General features: G+C 39.6%; 27 protein-coding genes. 25 read left to right on the forward strand and 2 right to left on the reverse strand.

The genetic code is table 11. The features are described 5' to 3' along the window. Positions 1-752 precede the first annotated feature (752 nt). Both OCV73_RS11500 and OCV73_RS11505 read right to left on the reverse strand, forming a co-directional pair. A complete protein-coding gene (locus OCV73_RS11500; RefSeq protein ID WP_147552338.1) occupies positions 753-1,943 on the reverse strand; it encodes a putative sugar nucleotidyl transferase in 1,191 nt (396 codons plus the stop codon). A gap of 71 nt (positions 1,944-2,014) precedes the next feature. Next, positions 2,015-4,897: a M16 family metallopeptidase gene (locus OCV73_RS11505; RefSeq protein ID WP_147552340.1), complete on the reverse strand. Its 2,883-nt coding sequence runs from the start codon at positions 4,895-4,897 to the stop codon at positions 2,015-2,017. A gap of 125 nt (positions 4,898-5,022) precedes the next feature. Between OCV73_RS11505 and OCV73_RS11510 the strand changes: the two genes are divergently transcribed. The 25 genes from OCV73_RS11510 to rpsE all read left to right on the forward strand — a co-directional run bounded on the left by OCV73_RS11510 (position 5,023) and on the right by rpsE (position 20,210). Further along, entirely contained in the window at positions 5,023-5,259 is a 237-nt protein-coding gene (locus OCV73_RS11510) for an acyl carrier protein (RefSeq protein ID WP_147552342.1), read from the forward strand. 28 nt (positions 5,260-5,287) lie between these two features. After that, positions 5,288-6,991 carry an asparagine synthetase B family protein gene (locus OCV73_RS11515; protein ID WP_147552344.1) on the forward strand — a complete coding sequence of 568 codons (1,704 nt, stop codon included), beginning with the start codon at positions 5,288-5,290 and terminating at the stop codon, positions 6,989-6,991. Positions 6,992-7,561: 570 nt separating this feature from the next. Beyond that, complete coding sequence (rfbC, locus tag OCV73_RS11520; protein ID WP_147552346.1) at positions 7,562-8,110, forward strand: dTDP-4-dehydrorhamnose 3,5-epimerase; 549 nt, start codon at positions 7,562-7,564, stop codon at positions 8,108-8,110. A 317-nt stretch (positions 8,111-8,427) separates the two neighbouring features. Next, complete coding sequence (gene rpsL, locus OCV73_RS11525; RefSeq protein ID WP_147552347.1) at positions 8,428-8,832, forward strand: 30S ribosomal protein S12; 405 nt, start codon at positions 8,428-8,430, stop codon at positions 8,830-8,832. Between the two features lie 163 nt (positions 8,833-8,995). Continuing rightward, positions 8,996-9,472 (forward strand): 30S ribosomal protein S7, encoded by a 477-nt coding sequence (rpsG, locus tag OCV73_RS11530; protein ID WP_147552349.1) that lies wholly within the window; start codon positions 8,996-8,998, stop codon positions 9,470-9,472. Positions 9,473-9,500: 28 nt separating this feature from the next. Next, positions 9,501-11,624, forward strand: coding sequence for an elongation factor G (gene fusA, locus OCV73_RS11535; protein WP_147552351.1), 2,124 nt, complete (start codon positions 9,501-9,503; stop codon positions 11,622-11,624). A 26-nt stretch (positions 11,625-11,650) separates the two neighbouring features. Then, positions 11,651-11,956 carry a 30S ribosomal protein S10 gene (gene rpsJ / locus OCV73_RS11540; protein ID WP_147552353.1) on the forward strand — a complete coding sequence of 102 codons (306 nt, stop codon included), beginning with the start codon at positions 11,651-11,653 and terminating at the stop codon, positions 11,954-11,956. Between the two features lie 17 nt (positions 11,957-11,973). Further along, positions 11,974-12,591 carry a 50S ribosomal protein L3 gene (gene rplC, locus OCV73_RS11545; RefSeq protein WP_147552355.1) on the forward strand — a complete coding sequence of 206 codons (618 nt, stop codon included), beginning with the start codon at positions 11,974-11,976 and terminating at the stop codon, positions 12,589-12,591. Continuing rightward, positions 12,591-13,211, forward strand: coding sequence for a 50S ribosomal protein L4 (gene rplD / locus OCV73_RS11550; protein ID WP_147552356.1), 621 nt, complete (start codon positions 12,591-12,593; stop codon positions 13,209-13,211). Before rplC ends, rplD begins: the two co-directional genes overlap by 1 nt. 17 nt (positions 13,212-13,228) lie before the next feature. Further along, on the forward strand, positions 13,229-13,519 hold the full coding sequence (gene rplW, locus OCV73_RS11555) for a 50S ribosomal protein L23 (RefSeq protein ID WP_147552358.1): 291 nt from the start codon (positions 13,229-13,231) through the stop codon (positions 13,517-13,519). 7 nt (positions 13,520-13,526) lie between these two features. Next, positions 13,527-14,351, forward strand: coding sequence for a 50S ribosomal protein L2 (gene rplB / locus OCV73_RS11560; protein ID WP_147552360.1), 825 nt, complete (start codon positions 13,527-13,529; stop codon positions 14,349-14,351). 20 nt (positions 14,352-14,371) lie between these two features. Further along, on the forward strand, positions 14,372-14,641 hold the full coding sequence (gene rpsS, locus OCV73_RS11565; protein WP_147552362.1) for a 30S ribosomal protein S19: 270 nt from the start codon (positions 14,372-14,374) through the stop codon (positions 14,639-14,641). A 48-nt stretch (positions 14,642-14,689) separates the two neighbouring features. Continuing rightward, positions 14,690-15,100, forward strand: coding sequence for a 50S ribosomal protein L22 (rplV, locus tag OCV73_RS11570; protein WP_147552363.1), 411 nt, complete (start codon positions 14,690-14,692; stop codon positions 15,098-15,100). 5 nt (positions 15,101-15,105) lie between these two features. Further along, complete coding sequence (rpsC, locus tag OCV73_RS11575) at positions 15,106-15,837, forward strand: 30S ribosomal protein S3 (RefSeq protein WP_147552365.1); 732 nt, start codon at positions 15,106-15,108, stop codon at positions 15,835-15,837. 19 nt (positions 15,838-15,856) lie between these two features. Then, positions 15,857-16,288 carry a 50S ribosomal protein L16 gene (gene rplP, locus OCV73_RS11580; RefSeq protein WP_147552367.1) on the forward strand — a complete coding sequence of 144 codons (432 nt, stop codon included), beginning with the start codon at positions 15,857-15,859 and terminating at the stop codon, positions 16,286-16,288. A gap of 6 nt (positions 16,289-16,294) precedes the next feature. Then, entirely contained in the window at positions 16,295-16,492 is a 198-nt protein-coding gene (gene rpmC / locus OCV73_RS11585) for a 50S ribosomal protein L29 (protein ID WP_147552369.1), read from the forward strand. Positions 16,493-16,505: 13 nt separating this feature from the next. Continuing rightward, positions 16,506-16,763 carry a 30S ribosomal protein S17 gene (gene rpsQ, locus OCV73_RS11590; RefSeq protein ID WP_147552371.1) on the forward strand — a complete coding sequence of 86 codons (258 nt, stop codon included), beginning with the start codon at positions 16,506-16,508 and terminating at the stop codon, positions 16,761-16,763. Between the two features lies 1 nt (position 16,764). Next, positions 16,765-17,130, forward strand: a complete 366-nt coding sequence (gene rplN / locus OCV73_RS11595) for a 50S ribosomal protein L14 (protein WP_147552372.1) — start codon at positions 16,765-16,767, stop codon at positions 17,128-17,130. Between the two features lie 17 nt (positions 17,131-17,147). Beyond that, positions 17,148-17,468: a 50S ribosomal protein L24 gene (gene rplX, locus OCV73_RS11600; protein WP_147552374.1), complete on the forward strand. Its 321-nt coding sequence runs from the start codon at positions 17,148-17,150 to the stop codon at positions 17,466-17,468. Further along, entirely contained in the window at positions 17,468-18,025 is a 558-nt protein-coding gene (gene rplE, locus OCV73_RS11605; protein WP_147552376.1) for a 50S ribosomal protein L5, read from the forward strand. The genes rplX and rplE overlap by 1 nt, the downstream gene beginning before the upstream one ends. Positions 18,026-18,028: 3 nt before the next feature. Beyond that, complete coding sequence (gene rpsN, locus OCV73_RS11610) at positions 18,029-18,298, forward strand: 30S ribosomal protein S14 (protein WP_147552378.1); 270 nt, start codon at positions 18,029-18,031, stop codon at positions 18,296-18,298. Positions 18,299-18,356: 58 nt separating this feature from the next. Beyond that, positions 18,357-18,752 (forward strand): 30S ribosomal protein S8, encoded by a 396-nt coding sequence (gene rpsH / locus OCV73_RS11615; protein WP_147552380.1) that lies wholly within the window; start codon positions 18,357-18,359, stop codon positions 18,750-18,752. Between the two features lie 16 nt (positions 18,753-18,768). Beyond that, the gene (gene rplF, locus OCV73_RS11620) at positions 18,769-19,323 is read left to right on the forward strand and encodes a 50S ribosomal protein L6 (protein ID WP_147552381.1); all 555 of its coding nucleotides are present in this window, start codon (positions 18,769-18,771) and stop codon (positions 19,321-19,323) included. Between the two features lie 21 nt (positions 19,324-19,344). Next, positions 19,345-19,686, forward strand: coding sequence for a 50S ribosomal protein L18 (gene rplR / locus OCV73_RS11625; protein WP_147552383.1), 342 nt, complete (start codon positions 19,345-19,347; stop codon positions 19,684-19,686). Between the two features lie 5 nt (positions 19,687-19,691). Continuing rightward, entirely contained in the window at positions 19,692-20,210 is a 519-nt protein-coding gene (gene rpsE / locus OCV73_RS11630) for a 30S ribosomal protein S5 (RefSeq protein ID WP_147552385.1), read from the forward strand. Position 20,211 lies beyond the last annotated feature (1 nt).

The following is a 20,211-nucleotide window of genomic DNA, read 5'->3' on the forward strand; positions in this document are numbered from 1 at the left end:
AATTATAGTTTTAATGGGATAATCGGAGTTTCTATTTATTAAAGACTATTATTCAAAGGTAATTATAAATAATATATTTAATGTATTTATTTCTATTATTTTATGAGTATGGTGAAGTTGACGTAGTTTATTGTGGATTTTATTTATATTTGTTTATCTGATATACTCAACATCCCAGGTGGAGGAACATTTCAAGCCCGAACCCTCATTTGAATTCGTATAGAAAATATATCGGATGTGATGGCTCCGGAGCAGGTATTATTCAATAGATGATCGTATATGGTACAAGAGTATATTTGACTATACGTATTGTCTTTGTTGTAAAGCATGAGTTAATATTAAAATTCTTTTTTCATGTGACGATGCGACGTATAGATAGGTTGCCCGGTGGCTTGATCTCATAAAAATATTGCTGCTAAGGGTGTCTCATCGGCATAAGTGATCAAGTCTTGTATTTTTTATACTGCGTAGTTTAATATTGTAGAGCGTGTTTTATTTGCGATAAGATTTTTCTCTTAGATTTAAATCGAGTATGACTGTATCGGCAGGAAGTAAGTTGCTGTTTTACTTTTGGCCTGGAGGTAGTTTATTGAATGATTGGGTGTCTTTAAAAACATCGTCAATTTCTTTTGGGTGTAATGCCTAAACCATATTTGTGTTTAAAAAGTTACAAAATTAATATGGTATAAATATAGAGATAAAACAATTTTTGTATTGTAGAATTGACAGAAAACGTTTTATCGTCATATTATTTATTTATATTGTTCCGCCTGGTTGTATATAGATTCCAGAATTGTTTTGTCAATCTCGGTGAGTGTCATATTTCTTCGGGCCATCACTTTTTCGGCAATAGAGAAAAACCTGGGTAATTGGACATCGTTGAATCCGGATGTACCTCCTTCGCTGAACGATGCCACGAAATTACGGGGGAATCCGGCGCCATGTATATTTACTCCTACGCCTATAACTGTTGCCGTATTGAACATCGTATTAATTCCGGCTTTAGAATGATCGCCCATAATTAATCCGCAAAACTGTAATCCGGTGCGTAAAAAGCGCCGAGTGGTATAATTCCATAATTTTATTTCACTGTAATCGTTCTTGAGGTTAGATGCTGTTGCTCCTGCTCCCAGATTGCACCATTCCCCTATTACGGCATTTCCGAGGAAGCCATCATGTGCTTTATTTGAATACCCGAACATAACGACATTGTTAAGTTCTCCTCCTGCTTTACAATATGGTCCGAGTGTAGTAGCCCCGTATATTCTGGTTCCCATATTTACGACGGAATGATTGCAGGCGGCAAACGGAGCCCGTATACAGCTACCTTCCATTATTTCCACTTCTTTCCCGATATAAATAGGACCATTCATAACATTTAAAACAGCACATTCTACGGTTGCCCCCGGTTCGATAAAGATTTTAGGAGTTCCGTCCGGGAAATACGGGTCTCCTATGATCCGGTTTGTAGGGCTCGGGACAGAGCTGTTCCCATGGGAAGTAATATATTTAAAGTCATCTATCATGGCCTCTCCGTTCTTGATAAATATATCATAAAGCATTTCTATAGATAGGGGGGGGACGTCCAATTCTTTTACGGATTCGAATTGTTGACGAAGGAATCCTTCCTTATGACCCTTATAAGCTATTAATTCCTGTTTATAGGTAAGGGCTTCTCCTGAGGATAAATCTGTTATCATGTCCGATAGAGCTGGAGACGGCAGACAATTACCCGCTATAAAAAGGTTTTCATTTTCAAAAACGGCAGGGAATTTGACGGACAGATAAGGCTCCGTCCAATAAGAATAAATACCCGGTATTTGTTTTTCCCATTTTTCACGTATGGTAAATATACCTATTCGTATATCGGCAAGAGGTCTCGTAAAAGTCAGCGGAAGTAGGTTCTCGTGTGCTCGTGTAGTGTCAAAAAGTATGATATTCATTGATTATTCTTTTTATTTTTTACTTAAATTGAAATCCTTTTATGAAACAATTGTTGGCAAAGTAAGGTTTTTTACCTGTATATATCTTTCTCTTTTACCTTGATTATTTTTCCGAAAGAAGACAGTTTTTCCATATTTATTGTTCTGGAATTTCCTACAATAATATAGATAATGGGACGTCCCGATACCTGTTCTTCATAAAATCTGCTTATATCATTTATATCGGTATTTTGTATGCCTGTATATAAAGACCGGTTCGGATCTTCTTTATAACCGGCGTGCTTCCAGGATGCTACTTTCTTTGAAATATCCCGGAAAGAAGGATAATTGTTATTGATGTTATTCGTAATAAATTGTTTAGTGGCAGATATCCGTTCAGGTTTTTGAGGCATAAAGCGGATGAGTGAATCCAATACTCCGAGCGCGTCGATTGTTTTGTCTCCTTGTGTGGATAACATGCTTAGAAGTATCCCGGATTTTCCTTTATGTACAGGTGAAGGAAACTGGAATTTTGCATTTACACGATAAGCATAAGACCTGAATTCTCTTATTTCCTGAAATAGTAAAGAAGACATGTCGCCTCCGAAATATCCGGTATATAACTGAGACATATGTCTGTCTTTGGAATCTTTTGCCGTATCGCCTTTAACATATCCCATAATAATGCTTTGTGAGGAAGATGGCATATCATAAAAATAGATTAGGGATTCATTATAAGAAAGTTTTTCCCGGTGAACGGGGGTATGAGCTTCATATTTGGATTTCTCCACAGGAATGTATTTTCTGATGCTCTTTTCTACCTGAGAAGATGATAGTTTTCCGCAATAATGAATATCGCAGGCAATTTCTTGTATATGGGCAAATGCTTTTGACAACTGGTCTTCTTTTATTTTTTTTACTTCGGGATAAGAAAATTTAGTAAGATAGCGGGATGAATTTCCATACATAACTTTCTCTAATATGGCGTTTGCTATCATATCGCCCGATTTAAAAAAAGAGTGTTTTTCCAGCTGTTCGTTATTTCTAATTTGTTTTAGTTGCTTTTTATCCGCTTTGGCATTTTTCATAAAGTTTCCTACTAAAACGAGTGTTTCGTCAAAGTGATTGTCATATCCTGAAATGTGAATAATGAAAGACTTGTCGTCTGAGCTGAATGAAAGAGTGCTGCCTAATGATTGCAACCGGTTGCGGAAATCCTGATATGTTATGGAGTCGGTTCCCAGATATAATAGATAATCCGCCAGATGTGTCAGGATAGAATTATCCAGTATTCCGGTTCTGTATGAAATGTCCAGCGAAAATATATCATTCACGGGATTTTCTGTTGTATATAAGGTGACAAACTCGGTTAAGCCGGTAGTATGGATGTCTTTGTCAAAGTCTATATATTTAGGAGGGTGGTTGATGACAGGCATTTGTTCCAGTTGCAAGGCATATTTGGATTTAGCTTCACTGTTTTTTGGCACGATGGGATTGAAGTCGGGTTTTGAGATATTGTCTTTAGGATAATTACCGGTTTTTTTAGTTACATACAGATAATTGCCATTGAAATACGTTTTTGCTGCTTCTATTACATCTTCTTTTGTCAAGGAGTCGATACGGTTCACAAAATTTAGGTAATCATCCCAGGTTTTTCCCTGTGAAAATAATTCCATCATTACAGAACTACGGGAATCTATATCCTCCATTTGGGTGTCATAATATCGTTTCTGTTCCAGTTTTAAATTTCGAAACATTTCATCAGTGAAATCACCCTCTTTGATACGTTCGATTTGTTTCCAAACAAGTTTTTCCGCAGATGAATAGGACTGGAAAATTATTTTGGGCATAACTAATATTCCCAGTATACCGGCATCGTTCAGACTTTCATTGATAGCTTGTGCTCCCAGCAGTTTATGGCCGCTGGAAAGTTGGTCGAGATATCCGGTCCCGTTTGAGTTATTTAATATGCCTATTGCAATATTTAAAGCGATCTGGTCTTTGTGATTGGCAGGAACTCCCCTAAATCCCAGTCCCATTATTTTTACGATGGGAATAGGTAATTTTATTTTGAAATGTTCTTTCCCTTTGAACGGAGGGGGAGGAGCTGTGCCGGATCGGGGTGCTGTTCCTGACGGGATTTTGGAGAAAGTCTTTTCCAGAATAGGTAAGACTGTTTGTGTGTCGAAATCTCCGCTTAATATCAGCCCCATATTGGAACCGACATAGTAATCTTTGAAAAAACGTGCCATCTGGGTAAGCCTGGGACTTTTCAGGTTGTCGGTGTTGCCCAGTATGGGGTATGCGTATGGATGAGGTTCGAAATATCGTTTTGTAAGATTTTCTATTGCCTGGTATCCGATGAAATCGCTATACATATTTTTTTCTTCGTAAACCGTTTCCAGTTCGCTTTGGAAAAGGCGGAATACAGGGTTGATCAGGCGCTCGCTGTTGATTTCTGCCCATTGGGCGATATATTGAGGGGAGAAGGTATTGTAGTAAACTGTGCAGTCATACGATGTTCCTGCATTGATCCCTGTACCCCCGTATCGGGTAAGTAAACGGTCGAATTCGTTGGGTATGGCATATTCTCCGGCTTTTATGCTGAGGGTGTTAATCTCTGTCTGTATATTGTTGCGCTCGTTCGGGGATATTTTTGTGGCGAGTTCGTCGTATTTTTTAGCTATAGAGTCCAACCATATTTTTTCGGCGAAATAATCGGTCGTTCCTATTTTGTCTGTACCCTTGAACATCATATGTTCGAAATAATGTGCTATTCCTGTATCCGGACAATCTTTTGCACCTGCTTTTACTACGATTGCCCCGAATATTTTGGGCTGGTTGTGATCTTCGTTCAGCCATACGGTCAATCCGTTTTTTAGCGTGTATTGTTTTACCTGTAACGAGGACGAAACTTTTGCTTTTGTACAGAAAAAAACGATTGCGAATAGTAAAAAAAAGATACTTCTTTTCATTATATAAAAAATGTTGATCGAGACAAATATACCTTTTTTATCTTTTGTATCTATAATCGGTTTTAAAAAAATGAACAATACTCCGACTTAGTCCGTTAAAAAAGTCAGGATGAAAGAAGGTATTTATGGAAGAAAGGCATTTTTTGGATTTAATAGCATCTATGATGTACAAGACTCGGAAAGAAAATCTGAGACCTTTTACATGCTATAAAGAATTGTCGGAATGGAATGCGGTTTTAGCAGTATCGCTTTCTCTGATGATACAAGAGGAATATCGAGTGCAAGTAACGGATGAAGATTTCAGGCAGACCGATACCATACAAGATTTGTTTTTCAGAGTGAAGTCAAGAAAGAAATCCTGAAAGTTGAGTTATCATAAATAAAACAGATATGTGCGGAATAGCAGGAATAGCAGGAGAAGAAGAACAAATAGCAAAGAAGTTGATGCTTATGACACAGTCTCAGATTCACCGAGGGAATGATTTTGAAGACCTGTGGACCGACTTGTTTTTGGATGCCGGTATAGGACTATCTCATAATCGGCAGAAAACATTGGATATGCTTGATGAATCGAATCAGCCTTTTTCGGATGAAGATACGGGACTGGTCGTTATCGTTGACGGTGAAATCTATAATTATCCAGAATTACATCAGGAATTAAGCCGGCATTATAATTTTCGCACAAAAGGAATGATAGAAGTTATATCGAAAGCGTATCATCGATGGGGGGAGAATTGTCTCCGCCGTTTTAACGGTATTTTTGCTATAGCCATATATGACCGTACGGCCCGGCATTTGTTTTTGGCGCGGGACCGTTTCGGGATCAAGCCTTTGTATTATGCTTTTCAGCGTGGGAATTTTTATTTTGCCTCTGAAATAAGAGCCTTGTTTGCGGCGGGGATAAAGCATAAAGCTTCAGCGGAACGTTGGGCCGGATATTTCGTTTACTCTTCTTATGGTTCACCCGGGGAAACGTTTTGGGATGGGATATTTCAGTTACCTGGCGGTTGTGCTATATATTATAACGGTTATTCGATAAGGGAATCCCGTTGGTATTCTTTCGGGGACGAAGTGGAAAAAGTGCAAATGCCCAATGACCGAAGAAAAATATCCGAACATTATTTGGAGCTGATAGATGAAAGTATACATGAAAATATTCAGGCCGGTGTACCGATAGGATTTTGTATGTCCGGTAAAATAGATTCCGCAATTCTGTTATCATCTATGTTCAGGCACGGAAAAGGGTATCCTTTTAAAGTATTTTCTTATTATCACGGATCATTGGCCGGAAGCGATATTCTGTGGATTGAAGAAATGCTTGCCGGTACACCGTTTCGTCTCGACAGGGTAAAGCTTACTCCGAGACAGGCAGTAAATGAGGCTATACATATCGCTCATTGTCAGGAAGAACCGTTCGACGGTTTGGATTCGTTGGCCTGGTCGTATATGATGAGAACGACACGGCGAAAGGGAGTAGGTGTGTTGTGCGATAGTCTGGGGCTGGAAGATGTATGGCAGTGCGACTGGATGAATTCCGGATTACGGTTTGATGTACTCGATGATAGCGGTGTTTTAGATCCTGAGTTCCGGAAATTGGCAAGGAAACCGGTCTATCCGCATTATTTTTCCGATGAAAATAGAAATCTGAGATATAGCGACCTTTTTCAGGAGCGAATTCCTCACATACTCCGGTTTCACGATAAAATAAGTTCTGCTTATACAGTCCTTTTAAGACGTCCGTTCTTGAATCACAAATTGCTGGAATTTTCCTTTGCCATACCGTCGGAATATAAACGGGACCTAAATGCAAAAAGGTCTTCTTTAGTAGCCGATATGGCACACCGGGCGTTACCCGAAGATGTAAGGCTGGCCCCTTGCCGATGTGAAAGTGTTTCCCGCCAATGGTTGAAGGCGGAATTAAAGAACTGGGCCGAGGATTTGATTCTGGGGTTGAGAGAGGGACAAACTTCTTATTGGTTTAATGGTAAAAGGCTGGAGCAGGCCTGGCATGATTACAACGGAACACTGGGTGACGATTATTCTGCACATGTATGGAAATTACTGTCATTGAGATTAATAATGAGCGTTGTTTAAATAGTTATGAATGGCTGAAAGAGAAACTTGCAAACTATTGTAAATTTCTTTTTTCGTGATAATTTTAAAAATATATTTTTCTGATTATTTTGGAACAATGTAATTTGAAGTTATTATACTACGAAAACACAAAAAGGTTATCTAAACATTACGGAGACCTTGTGCCTTCTGTTCTCGATTTTTTAATAATGTTTGCTCCCGGATTAGATGAGGAGCACTTCCCTATGTCTGTTCCGTAAAAGCAGATAAGTCTGTTGGTGCTGTTTCGGATAATCATAAGGTTCCTTATACCAATCTCAACGATGGTGTAATGACTGTTAAAACGACCGATAAAATGGTAGAGAACGGAGTTAGGTCTTTTCAAGTCCTTATGTCCTGGAAGGATTGTCGGTTTTGTCTGGCAGGATTTATGTTCTTAAGATTTATTTTCCTTTAGGTGTGGATATTCATAAAGTTATGATAAACAAATAAAATATATGGTATAAATATATTTAAGACGGATATAATCGTTTTATTTCGGTAAGTTGCTCATATTTTTATTTTATTGTATTTTTGGAAAAAAATAGAAATATGCAATTTACAGAATTAGAAATTCCGGGTGTTTATGTAATAGAACCTCGTGTGTTCGGAGACATACGGGGTTATTTTATGGAAAGCTATAAAAAACACGAATTTGATGCCCATATAGGCCCGGTAAACTTTATTCAGGATAATGAATCCAGTTCGGTGTACGGGGTATTACGTGGGTTGCATTATCAAAAAGGGATATATTCGCAGGCTAAATTAGTACGTGTGACATCGGGTAACGTCCTGGATGTGGCTGTAGATTTACGGAGGTCATCTCCTTGTTTCGGAAAATATGTGGCGGTGGAACTGTCTGCAGAGAATAAAAAGCAATTATATATACCCAGAGGATTTGCTCATGGTTTTTTGGTTATGAGCGGTACGGCGCAGTTCAATTATAAAGTGGATAATGTATACGCGCCAGAACAGGAGGCGTCTATCCGTTTCGATGATCCGCAAATAGGAATACAATGGCCGGTTCCCGCGGCCCGGATGATATTGTCGTCAAAAGACAAGGGAGGGGCATTTTTGTATGAGGCGGAATGTTTTGATTGATTATGAAGAAGTAGCTCTGTCGTTTCTTTTACGGAAAGATATATGCGCCGGAACGTGGGATGTGTATAATATGCGATATATTCTTTTTCTTACTTTCCTGAGAAAGGAAAAATGAAAAATAGTGAGAAAATATTATCAATATGTTTGGTTTCTAATGATTTAGTGTTTATCTTTGCAAAGTTTTTGATGCTGTAAAAGGCTCATATTCTCGCCTAATTTGTTGATTATGTGAGAATAATGGCCATTTTTGGCGTCTGTTTAGAGAGAAACTGAAAAATAATAGATTTATAATTTTAAGATTAAAAAAGTTCTAAGAAATGCCTACAATTCAGCAATTAGTAAGAAAAGGACGGGTAGTTTTGGAAGACAAGAGTAAATCTCCTGCATTGGATTCATGTCCTCAAAGACGTGGCGTATGCGTGAGAGTTTATACTACGACTCCTAAAAAACCTAACTCTGCAATGCGTAAAGTAGCACGTGTGCGTTTGACAAATGGTAAAGAGGTGAACTCTTACATTCCGGGAGAAGGTCACAACCTGCAGGAACACTCTATCGTACTTGTACGTGGCGGTCGTGTGAAGGATCTTCCTGGTGTGCGTTATCATATCGTACGCGGTACTTTGGATACTGCCGGCGTGAGCGGACGTACTCAGCGTCGTTCCAAATACGGAGCTAAAAGACCTAAACCGGGAGCGGCACCTGCAGCAAAAGGTAAGAAGTAATTTACCTGCCGGCTTGGAAAACCAACAAGAGAATTTTAAATTAGTGTAAAAACGCTGGTTTTAGTTTATTGGATAGGCTGATTGGGTTGAGTAAATAGGGTCGGAGGACCTTGTTGAAGATGTAATAAGCAACCAAAAACAAGAACAACAATTTTTGTAAAAAATGAGAAAAGCAAAACCTAAGAAAAGGATCGTATTACCTGATCCTGTCTTCAGTGATGTGAAGGTTACGAAATTCGTTAACCACTTAATGTATGACGGCAAGAAAAGTACCGCCTATACTATTTTCTATACTGCTTTGGAGACTGTGAAGTCTAAAATGCCGAATGAGGAAAAATCTTCCCTCGAAATTTGGAAGAAAGCATTAGAAAACATAACTCCTCAAGTAGAGGTGAAATCCCGCCGTGTGGGTGGAGCTACCTTTCAGGTTCCTACCGAAATCCGCCCCGACCGTAAAGAATCTATTTCAATGAAAAATCTTATTAACTACTCTCGTAAAAGAGGTGGAAAAACGATGGCAGACAAATTGGCTGCTGAGATCGTTGACGCTTTTAACGAACAGGGTGGTGCATATAAACGTAAAGAGGATATGCATAAAATGGCAGAAGCTAACCGTGCATTTGCTCACTTTAGATTTTAATTGACAATAATAAGTAAGGGAAAAAAAGATGGCAAAATCTGACGCTCATTTAAAGTATACCAGGAATATTGGTATTATGGCACACATTGATGCCGGTAAAACAACTACCTCGGAACGTATTTTGTTTTATACCGGTCTTACTCACAAAATTGGTGAAGTACATGATGGTGCTGCTACAATGGACTGGATGGAACAGGAGCAGGAACGTGGTATAACGATTACTTCTGCTGCTACCACTACTTTCTGGAATTACGGTAATGAAAAATTTAAAATCAATCTGATTGACACTCCGGGACACGTTGACTTCACCGTAGAGGTAGAACGTTCCTTGCGTGTGCTTGACGGTGCTGTTGCTGCATTTTGTGCTGTAGGTGGTGTAGAACCTCAGTCCGAAACAGTTTGGCGCCAAGCAGATAAATATAATGTTCCCCGTCTCGGTTATGTAAATAAAATGGACCGTTCGGGTGCAAATTTCTTTGAAGTGGTTCGCCAGCTCAAAGATGTATTGGGGGCAAACCCTTGTCCTATTCAGATTCCTATCGGTGCTGAAGAAACTTTTAAAGGTGTAGTCGATTTGATTACGATGAAAGCTCTTTACTGGCATGATGAAACTATGGGTGCTGATTATAGCGAAGAGGAAATTCCTGCCAGCCTGAAAGAAGAAGCTGAAGAATGGAGAGATAAAATGTTAGAAAAGATCGCCGAATGTGACGATGCTTTGATGGAAAAATATTTTAGCGATCCATCTACTATTACTGAAGATGAAATACGTGCTGCTATACGCAAAGGAACTTTGGCTATGGAAATCGTTCCTATGATATGCGGTTCTTCTTTCAAAAATAAAGGTGTTCAGAAACTGTTGGATGCAGTTTGTGCATTCCTTCCAAGTCCTATCGATACGGCTGCTGTAGTGGGTCATGCAATCGATGATCCTGAAAAAGAAATCGTAAGAAATCCTTCTTTCGATCAGCCGATGTGTGCTTTGGCATTTAAGATCGCTACCGACCCCTATGTAGGACGCCTTTGCTTCTTCCGTGTATATTCTGGAGAAATTGAAGCCGGTTCATACATATATAACTCTCGTTCCGGTAAAAAAGAACGTATTTCCCGTTTATTCCAGATGCATTCGAACAAACAGAATCCGAAAGAATCTATCGAATGTGGAGATATAGGTGCAGGAGTAGGTTTTAAAGATATTCGTACAGGTGATACGTTGTGTGCGGAAAATGCTCCTATCGTACTTGAAGCTATGGACTTCCCCGATCCCGTTATCGGTATTGCTGTTGAGCCTAAAACGCAAAAAGATCTTGATAAGTTAGGTGTAGGTTTGCAGAAATTGGCTGAGGAAGATCCCACTTTCCGTGTACAGACAAATGAAGAAACAGGACAGACGGTAATTAGTGGTATGGGTGAGCTTCACTTGGATATTATTATCGACCGTTTGAAGCGTGAATTTAAAGTAGAATGTAATCAAGGACGTCCTCAGGTTACCTATAAGGAGGCTATTACCAAGCCTGTTGAGTTGCGTGAAGTGTTTAAAAAGCAAACAGGTGGACGTGGTAAATTTGCCGATATTATTGTACGTGTTGAACCTGCTGACGATTCATTTGAAGGAACATTGCAATTTGTAGATGAAGTAAAGGGAGGTAATATCCCTAAAGAATTCATTCCTTCGGTACAAAAAGGTTTCACCAATGCTATGAAAAATGGTGTTTTGGCTGGATATCCTTTAGATCGTCTTAAAGTTACCTTGTTAGATGGTTCGTTTCACCCGGTTGACTCGGATCAGTTGTCTTTCGAGCTTTGTGCTATTCAGGCATTTAAGAAAGCTTCTGAAAAGGCAGGTCCTGTGTTGATGGAACCTATCATGAAAATAGAAGTGGTTACTCCGGAAGAAAGTATGGGTGATGTGATTTCCGACCTTAATAAACGTCGTGGGCAAGTTGAAGGTATGGAGTCGAGCCGTTCGGGTGCACGTGTCGTAAAGGCAAAAGCTCCTTTGGCCGAGATGTTCGGTTATGTGACCGCTTTACGTACAATCACTTCGGGGCGTGCAACCTCTACTATGACGTTCTCTCACTACGAAGTAGTAAGTGCGTCGATCGCTAAGTCTGTATTGACCGAAGCTAACGGTAGAGTAGATTTGTTGTAATAAATGTTATTATTATTAATATCAATATGAGCCAAAAAATCAGAATTAAATTAAAATCTTACGATCACAACTTGGTTGATAAATCGGCTGAGAAGATTGTTAAGACGGTGAAAGCTACAGGTGCAGTAGTAAGCGGTCCTATACCCCTCCCTACCCACAAACGTATTTTCACTGTAAACCGTTCGACTTTTGTAAATAAAAAGTCAAGAGAACAGTTCGAATTGTCTTCATTCAAGCGGTTAATCGACATCTACAGCTCTACTGCAAAAACAGTAGATGCATTGATGAAGTTGGAGTTGCCCAGTGGAGTGGAAGTAGAAATTAAAGTGTGATTTAAAAATTAAGAGAAATGCCAGGATTATTAGGAAAAAAAATCGGAATGACATCCGTTTTCAGTGCCGATGGTAAAAATGTTCCATGCACTGTTATCGAAGTTGGTCCTTGTGTAGTTACTCAACTGAAAACCATTGAAAATGATGGTTATGAAGCTGTACAGGTGGGTTTTGTTGATAAAAAAGACAAACACACTACCAAACCGGAAGCCGGACACTTCAAAAAAGCTGGAGTAACACCCAAGAGACACTTGGCCGAGTTCAAAGGTTTTGAAACAAGCTACAATTTAGGTGATACAATCACAGTTGACTTGTTCGAAGGTACCGAATATGTAGATGTAATCGGTACATCAAAGGGTAAAGGTTTCCAGGGTGTAGTAAAACGTCATGGTTTCGGTGGTGTAGGTCAGTCTACTCACGGTCAGCATAACCGTTTACGTGCCCCCGGTTCTATAGGTGCATGTTCTTATCCTGCCCGTGTGTTCAAAGGAACTCGTATGGCTGGTCAGACAGGTGGCGACAGAGTAACTGTACAAAACCTTCAAGTGTTAAAAGTAATGCCGGAACACAATCTTTTGCTTATCAAAGGATCGGTACCGGGAAGTAAAGGTTCAATCGTAATAATTGAAAAATAATGGAACTGAGCGTATATAACATTAAAGGTGAGGACACGGGAAAGAAAGTTGCCTTGAGCGATGCCGTTTTTGGCATTGAGCCCAATGAACATGCTATTTATCTGGACGTAAAACAGTTTTTAGCAAACTCTCGCCAGGGAACTCACAAGTCGAAAGAAAGAAGCGAAGTATCGGGAAGTACCCGTAAGCTGAAAAAGCAAAAAGGTACGGGAGGAGCTCGTAGTGGTGATATCAACTCGCCGGTTATGGTAGGTGGAGGACGCGTATTCGGCCCTAAACCACGTGATTATCGTTTTAAATTGAATAAAAAAGTAAAAAATTTGGCTCGTAAGAGTGCATTGACATTTAAGGCTCAGGAAAATGCAATTATCGTAGTCGAAGATTTTACTTTCGAAGCTCCTAAAACTAAAGAATTTGTTAGCTTGGCTAAAAACCTGCAAGTAGCTGATAAAAAGTTACTTTTAGTTTTAGCAGACCAAAATAAAAGCGTATATTTGTCCGCTCGTAATTTAGCAAACGCAAAAGTAGTGACAGTTTCTGAACTCAATACGTACAAGGTGTTGGATAACAATGCTTTGGTTCTTACCGAGAGCTCATTGGCTGTTATTAATAATCTTTAAAGTAGAGGAGGCTTGAAATGAAAGTGATAATAAAACCTATCGTGACGGAGAAAATGACCGCATTAGGCGAAAAGCTTAACCGCTACGGCTTTTGTGTGGATCCGCGAGCAAATAAGCTGCAGATAAAGAAAGCAGTGGAAGATTTATACGGTGTAACCGTAAAAGCAGTAAATACGATGAACTATAACGGAAAAAACAAGAGCCGTTATACCAAATCTGGTCTTATACAAGGACGTACTGCAGCTTATAAGAAAGCTATGGTTACATTAAAAGAAGGTGAAACTATTGATTTTTATAGCAATATTTAATTAGAAAATGGCAGTACGTAAATTAAAGCCCACAACACCGGGGCAGAGACACAAAATTATTGGTGCATTTGATAAAATCACTGCTAGTGCGCCAGAAAAGTCTCTTGTAGTAGGTACAAAAAAATCGGGTGGACGTAACAACGAAGGGCATAGAACTATGCGCTATATTGGTGGCGGACACAAACGTAAATTCAGATTTATTGACTTCAAGAGAAGAAAAGACGGTGTGCCGGCAACAGTAAAAGCAATTGAGTACGATCCTAATCGTTCGGCTCGTATCGCTTTATTATATTATGTTGACGGTGAAAAGAGTTATATTATTGCACCCAACGGCTTAGAAGTGGGAGCAACTGTAATGTCTGGCGAAAATGCTGCACCTGAGATAGGTAATGCATTGCCATTGAAAAACATTCCTATCGGTACGGTAATTCATAATATTGAATTACGTCCGGGGCAGGGAGCTTTCATGGTTCGTTCGGCGGGTACTTTTGCTCAATTGACTTCGAGAGAAGGAGATTACGCAATTATCAAATTACCTTCAGGTGAAACGAGGAAGATACTTGCTACATGTAAAGCTACTATCGGTAGCGTAGGAAACTCCGACCACGCATTGGAAAGATCTGGAAAAGCAGGTCGTTCTCGCTGGTTGGGCCGTCGTCCTCGCAACAGAGGTGTTACGATGAACCCGGTAGATCACCCGATGGGTGGTGGTGAAGGCCGTTCATCAGGAGGACATCCAAGATCTCGTAAAGGCTTGTATGCAAAGGGTCTTAAGACGAGAGCTCCGAAGAAGCATTCTTCAAAGTATATTATTGAAAGAAGGAAAAAGTAATCTGATTAATTGAAACAATTATGAGTCGTTCATTAAAAAAAGGCCCATATATCAGTGTGAAGCTGGATAAAAAAGTAGCTGCCATGGAGGCAACAGGCAAAAAGTCTGTTATTAAGACATGGTCGCGTGCATCTATGATTTCTCCGGATTTCGTAGGTCATACTTTTGCAGTTCACAATGGTAATAAATTTATTCCCGTGTACGTTACCGAAAACATGGTAGGTCACAAGTTGGGCGAATTTGCCCCTACTCGTAACTTCCGTGGTCATGGTGGTAACAAGAAAAAATAAGGGCCTGAACGGGAATTGAGAATTTCTAATAAAAAAAAGAATTAAAAAATGGGTGCAAGAAAAAGAATATCAGCCGAAAAAAGGAAGGAAGCCCAGAAAACTCAGTATTTTGCTAAGTTAAATAATGTTCCTACTTCTCCCCGTAAAATGCGTCTTGTCGCAGATATGGTAAGAGGAATGGAAGTATTCAAAGCTCTTGGCGTACTTAAGTTTTCTAACAAGGAAGCTTCTGCAAGACTGGAGAAATTGTTACGTTCTGCCATTGCCAATTGGGAGAATAAAAACGAACGTAAGGCCGAAAACGGAGAACTTTTCATTACAGAAATCTATGTAGATGCTGCTGCAATGTTGAAAAGACTGCGTCCGGCTCCTCAGGGCAGAGGATACAGAATTCGTAAACGTTCGAACCACGTAACTTTGTTTGTTGACACAATGAGTAAAAACGATAACAAAAATTAAGCTGGATGGGACAGAAAGTAAATCCGATAAGTAACCGTTTGGGAATCATCAGAGGATGGGATTCTAACTGGTATGGCGGCAAAAACTATGGAGATACCCTGCTGGAGGATAGCAAAATCCGCAAGTATCTCAGCGCCCGTCTTGCAAAAGCGAGCGTGTCACGTATAGTGATTGAACGCACATTGAAACTGATAACAATTACGGTTTGTACTGCAAGACCGGGTATTATCATCGGTAAAGGAGGTCAGGAAGTTGATAAACTTAAAGAAGAACTCAAGAAAATTACCGATAAAGATGTACAGATCAATATTTATGAAGTAAAAAGACCTGAACTCGATGCCGAAATCGTTGCAAGCAATATAGCTCGCCAAATCGAAGGTAAAATAGCTTACCGTCGTGCCGTTAAAATGGCTATTGCTTCTACTATGCGTATGGGGGCAGAGGGAATTAAAGTTCAAGTATCAGGACGTTTGAATGGAGCTGAAATGGCTCGTTCGGAAATGTATAAAGAAGGAAGAACACCTCTTCATACGTTGCGTGCCGATATTGACTATGCTTTAGCTGAAGCATTGACAAAGGTAGGTTTAATTGGTGTTAAGGTTTGGATTTGCCGTGGTGAAGTTTACGGTAAAAAAGACTTGGCTCCAGCCTTTACAAACAATGCGAAGGAGTCTCGTGGCGGTAACAATGGCGGTGCCCCCAAAAAAGGCTTCAGAAAACAAAAAACGAATCGTTAACGAATTGAATTAACACAAGATGTTACAACCGAAGAAGACAAAATTCAGAAGGCAACAGAAAGGGCGTATGAAAGGTTACGCTCAAAGAGGTAATCAGTTGGCCTTCGGTTCTTTTGGTATAAAATGTTTGCAATCGAAATGGATAACCGGACGTCAGATAGAAGCTGCCCGTGTCGCTGTTACCCGTTATATGCAACGTCAAGGTCAGATCTGGATCAGAATTTTCCCGGATAAACCGATTACCAAAAAACCAGCAGAAGTACGTATGGGTAAAGGAAAAGGTTCGCCTGAAGGATTCGTGGCTCCTGTTACCCCTGGTAGAGTTTTAATCGAGGTCGAAGGTGTTCCTTTTGAAGTAGCGAAAGAAGCTTTGCGTCTGGCTGCACAAAAATTGCCGGTGACTACTAAGTTTATAGTTCGTCGTGACTACGATGCAAGTCAAAATGTGTAATAAGGTATGAAGAAAGCAGAAATCAAAGAATTGGGTTCCAAGGAATTGGCTGAAAGACTGGACGCTGCAGTCGTAGCTCTCAACCAGTTGGAAATAAATCATAGTGTTTCTCCCTTGGACAGTCCTGCTAAGATAACCAAAGAACGCAGGATGATTGCGCGCATGAAATGTGAGTTGCGCAAAAGAGAACTTAATAAACAATAACCAACCAAGCCAGATGGAAAAAAGAAATTTAAGAAAAGAGAGAGTTGGGGTTGTTAGCAGCAATAAAATGGAAAAGACCATTACCGTTGCCGTTAAATGGAAAGAAAAACACCCCATTTATGGTAAGTTCGTTAGTAAAACGAAAAAATACCATGCTCACGACGAAAAAAACGAGTGTAACATTGGCGATACAGTGAGATTGATGGAAACTCGTCCTCTGAGCAAAACAAAAAGATGGAGATTAGTAGAAATAATCGAAAGAGCTAAGTAATATGATACAACAAGAATCAAGACTTACAGTAGCCGATAACAGCGGAGCAAAGGAAGCTCTTTGTATTCGCGTGTTAGGTGGTACAGGCCGTCGATATGCTTCCGTAGGAGATATTATAGTAGTTGCTATAAAAAGTGTTATCCCTTCGAGCGATGTAAAAAAAGGTACTGTATCTAAAGCCGTTGTAGTACGTACGAAAAAAGAAATCCGTCGTCAGGATGGTTCTTATATTCGTTTCGATGACAACGCATGTGTATTATTGAATGGCGCTGGCGAAATCAGAGGTAGCCGTATTTTCGGACCGGTGGCGAGAGAATTACGTGCAACCAATATGAAAATAGTTTCGTTGGCTCCTGAAGTACTTTAATGTAAATAAGAAAGTTAATGAGTAAATTACACATTAAAAAGGGTGATACCGTATATGTAAACGCCGGAAGTGATAAAGGAAGAACCGGTCGTGTTTTAAGCGTATTGGTAAAAGAAAACCGTGCGATCGTAGAAGGTATCAATATGGTGTCTAAGAGCACCAAACCTAATGCTAAGAATCCCCAGGGAGGTATAGTGAAAAAAGAAGCTCCTCTTCATATCTCAAATCTCAATCTGTTAGATCCGAAGACGCAAAAACCGACTCGTATCGGTCGTAAGAGAAATGAAGAAGGTGTTTTAGTGCGTTATTCTAAAAAATCAGGAGAGGAGATCAAATAATGAGCAACACCGTAAATCTGAAAAAAGATTATCTGGAAAGAATCGTGCCCGCTTTGGAAAAAGAATTTAATTATTCTTCCGTTATGCAGGTACCAGTCTTGAAGAAGATCGTTATCAACCAAGGTCTTGGTCAAGCTACTGCAGACAAAAAAATCATTGAAACTGCTATTACCGAGTTAACGGCAATCACAGGTCAGAAGGCTGTGGCTACTCTTTCTCGTAAAGATATTTCGAATTTTAAACTGCGTAAAAAAATGCCTATCGGTGTGATGGTTACATTGCGTCGTGAAAGAATGTACGAATTCCTTGAAAGACTTATTCGTGTGGCTTTGCCCCGTATACGTGACTTCAAAGGTATCGAAGGCAAACTTGACGGAAGAGGTAATTATACCCTCGGTATTCAGGAACAAATTATTTTCCCTGAAATAAATATCGACAGTATTACTAAAATATTAGGAATGAATATTACCTTTGTAACTTCTGCGAAAACAGATGAAGAAGGGTATGCTCTTTTGAAAGAGTTCGGTTTACCTTTTAAAAACGCAAAAAAAGACTAAGATATGGCAAAAGAATCGATGAAAGCTCGTGAAGTAAAGAGAGCGAAATTAGTTGCCAAATATACTGCTAAAAGAGAACAACTTAAAGCAGAAGGAAACTATGAGGCTCTTCAACTGCTGCCGAAAAATGCTTCTCGCGTACGTTTACACAATCGTTGCAAATTGACCGGTCGTCCTAAAGGATATATGCGTCAGTTTGGGATTTCCCGTATACAATTCCGCGAAATGGCATCGGCCGGTTTAATTCCGGGTGTTAAAAAAGCAAGCTGGTAAATTATTTTTAGTGTTAAATATTGTCCGGAATGCCGGATCAATTTAAACAATCATTTTTATGACAGATCCAATAGCAGATTATCTGACAAGATTGAGAAATGCAATTAAAGCTCAGCACAGAGTTGTTGAAGTGCCTGCCTCGAACTTGAAAAAAGAAATCACGAAAATCCTTTTTGAAAAAGGCTACATTCTGAATTATAAGTTTGTAGAAGACGGTCCTCAAGGTTCTATTAAAATAGCCTTGAAGTATGACCCGGTAAACAAAGTAAACGCTATCAAGAAACTGATTCGTGTTTCAAGTCCGGGTTTACGTAAGTACACAGGATACAAAGATATGCCACGTGTACTTAATGGTTTGGGTATCGCTATCCTTTCCACTTCTAAGGGTGTTATGACGAATAAAGAAGCCCGTGAGTTGAAAATCGGAGGTGAAGTAATTTGTTACATATATTAATTAAAGGAGGTTTATTATGTCAAGAATAGGAAAATTGCCCATAGTTATACCTGCCGGAGTAACAGTTACTGTAAACGGAACAGAGGTAAAAGTAAAAGGTCCCAAAGGAGAATTGTTCCAAGTGGTTAATCCCGATATCAAAGTTGAAGTTGCCGATGGTCACGTTGTTGTAACAAGGCCTAGCGATGATAAAGAACACCGTGCTTTACATGGATTATATCGTTCTTTGATAAACAATATGATAATAGGAGTGTCCGAAGGTTATAAAAAGGAACTTGAGCTGGTTGGTGTAGGTTATCGTGCATCCAATACAGGACAAGTACTTGAATTATCCTTAGGGTATTCACATGCTATCTATTTGAAACTTCCTCCTGAAGTGAAAGTAGAGACGAAATCCGAAAGAAATAAAAACCCGTTGATTATTCTCGAATCATGCGATAAACAGCTTATCGGTCAAGTATGCGCTAAAATTCGTACTTTCCGTAAGCCAGAACCTTACAAGGGTAAAGGTATTAAGTTCGTTGGCGAGGTAATCCGTAGAAAATCGGGTAAATCAGCAGGTGCTAAATAATTCACGTAAATTGGTATTATCATGACAACGAAGATAGAAAGAAGAATAAAAATTAAAACTCGCGTACGTGGCCATATCTCAGGAACAGCGGAACGTCCCCGTATGACAGTTTTTAGAAGTAACAAACAAATATACGTGCAAATTATCGATGACCTGGCAGGTAAAACTCTTGCTTCCGCTTCTTCAACAGCTATTGAAGGCGGAGCTAAAAAGGAACAAGCTGCAAAAGTAGGTGCTGAGATTGCTAAAAAAGCACAAGAAGCAGGTGTTACTTCTGTAGTGTTTGACCGTAACGGTTACCTGTATCATGGGAGAATTAAAGAATTAGCTGATGCTGCACGTAACGGTGGACTTAAATTTTAATGATCATGGCAGGAAAAGTAAATAGAGTAAAATCGACGAACGATCTTGAATTAAAAGACCGTTTGGTTGCTATAAACCGTGTAACTAAGGTAACAAAAGGTGGTCGTACTTTCAGTTTCTCAGCAATTGTTGTAGTAGGTAATGAAGACGGCATTGTAGGCTGGGGATTAGGTAAGGCCAGTGAAGTAACGACAGCTATAGCTAAAGGCGTAGAAGCTGCAAAGAAAAATTTGATAAAAGTACCTGTACTTAAAGGAACTATTCCTCATGAACAATTGGCAAAGTTCGGTGGTGCTTTGGTATATATCAAACCCGCTTCTCACGGTACCGGGGTAAAAGCCGGTGGTGCTATGCGTGCTGTGCTTGAAAGTGTAGGTATTACAGACGTGCTTGCCAAATCTAAAGGTTCGTCTAACCCTCATAACTTGGTAAAAGCAACAATTGCTGCTTTAGGTGAATTGAGAGATGCTGCAACAGTTGCACAAAACAGAGGTATCTCTTTAGAAAAAGTCTTTAAAGGTTAAT

It is taken from the genome of Barnesiella propionica (genome assembly GCF_025567045.1).
GTDB classification, from domain to species: Bacteria; Bacteroidota; Bacteroidia; order Bacteroidales; family Barnesiellaceae; genus Barnesiella_B; species Barnesiella_B propionica.